2 protein-coding genes are annotated in these 1,774 nt (G+C 63.0%); both read left to right on the forward strand.

What is annotated here, in order from left to right:
• The first annotated feature begins 228 nt into the window (after nt 1-228).
• Entirely contained in the window at nt 229-720 is a 492-nt protein-coding gene (locus WCB02_RS30425) for an RNA polymerase sigma factor (protein ID WP_423963839.1), read from the forward strand.
• Nucleotides 721-821: 101 nt separating this feature from the next.
• On the forward strand, nt 822-1,505 hold the full coding sequence (locus WCB02_RS30430) for a hypothetical protein (protein WP_423963841.1): 684 nt from the start codon (nt 822-824) through the stop codon (nt 1,503-1,505).
• The last annotated feature ends 269 nt before the right edge of the window (nt 1,506-1,774 follow it).

Genomic DNA, 1,774 nt, shown 5'->3' on the forward strand with positions numbered 1-1,774 from the left:
GGCGACAATCAATCCGCAACAGAACGCGGAAGCAAAACCGCCGCGGTTTTCGTGATGAGATTTGAGATAGTTGTGCATCGCCAGGTCCTTCCGATTGAGATACGGAGCCCAGGAAACACGTCAGGCCGCCAATTATTCGAGCCGCGATTTTAGACGCGAACGCGAGATCGATGGAAAATATTCGATCCGCCCTCTTCGCTCATCGCCCGATCGTGCTCTATTAGAGCCATGAGCGAAGAAAGTCGACGCGAGGTGCGGGCCGGGCTCGAGCCCTCCCTGGCGCGCCTTTGGCGTTACGCGCTCGTTTTGTCTAGGGCGCGGGACGTCGCCGACGACCTCGTGCAGGCGACTTGCCTGCGCGCGATGGAGCGCGCCGATCAATTCGTTCCCGGAACGAGAGTTGACCGGTGGCTGCTCGCTATCTTGCGCTCGATCTGGCTGAATGAGCTTCGGTCGCGACGGATTCGTGAAGGCGGCGGCTTCGTTGACCCCGAGGACGTCTTGACGACCGACGGCGCGCGTGAAATCGAAATGAATATTACCGCCTCCGCGGTGTTAAGAGCGATTGACCGGCTTCCCGAGGCGCAGCGCGACACGATGTTGCTGGTCTATGGCGAAGGGTACACCTACGCTGAGGCGGCGGCGGCTCTCGCGATCCCGATCGGCACCGTCATGAGCAGGCTGGCCGCGGCGCGCGCGGCGCTGGCGAGACTTAAATAGGAGCATTCTGCAGCAAGACGATGACTGACGAAGACGCCGAACTTGTCGCTCTGATCGACAACGAACTCGATGAAAGCCGTCGAGCCGCGCTTCTGGCGCGCTTGGCGACGGACGAGCGGCTACGTCAGCGCTACGACGAATTGCGGGCGGCCGGCGCGCCGATCGCGGCGTCACTGGACGAACTTCTCCGCCAAGCTCCCCTGGAGCGCCTTCGGGCCGCGATTCCGGTGGACCGGCCGGCTCGCCAGCCGCCGGGCCGATTCTCCGGTCACGGACTGCGACAGCTTGCGGCCGGCATTGCGATCGGGCTCGTCGCGGCAGGCGCCGCGGCCTGGATCGCGTTGAGCTTTGGCCTGCTTGGCGACCGGGACGACTGGCGTTCGGCGGTGGTCGAATACACGAACCTCTATACGAATGAGACCTTCAGTCCGTTAAACCCGGACGCCTCGCTGCAAGCGATTGAGCTGACCGCCCTCGGCGCCAGGGTGGGCGCCAACCTGACGCCGGAAACTGTCGCTCTCCCGGGGCTCCGTTTCACCGTGGCGTGCATGCTCGCCTACGAGGGTAAACCGTTGGGCGTGATCGCCTACGTCGATCCCTCGGGCGCGCCGGTCTTGCTCTGTATCTTCGCAAACCACGCGACGGACGCGCCAATTCGCTCGGAGCGCCGGGATGACCTGTCGCTCGCCTGGTGGTCTCAAAGCGGACGCAGTCATCTGGTGATCGGCCGCATTCCGGAGGAGAGGGCCGTCGCCTTGGCGCAGACGATCGAAAAGCGGATCTGAAATCCGGCGTCCGGGCATCGGGCGACGGCCTTTGATGTCGGCAAACAGTAACGAATATGTGAAACCAGGCATCGGAAACGAATAAGCCGCCCTCCTCGAATGTTCATCTGATCATAAATGGTGAGGAGCACGTGACCGCACGCGACAATACGATCCGGCGCGCCCGCATCGCCTGCGCGATCTTGGCGATTGGCGTCCTTGCTCAGACCCACACGCCCGCTGGCGCATCGGCGAATTATCGGATCGATCCCGCGCGAACACATATCGCC

This window comes from Bradyrhizobium sp., from assembly GCF_049581145.1.
Classification (GTDB): domain Bacteria; phylum Pseudomonadota; class Alphaproteobacteria; order Rhizobiales; family Xanthobacteraceae; genus Bradyrhizobium.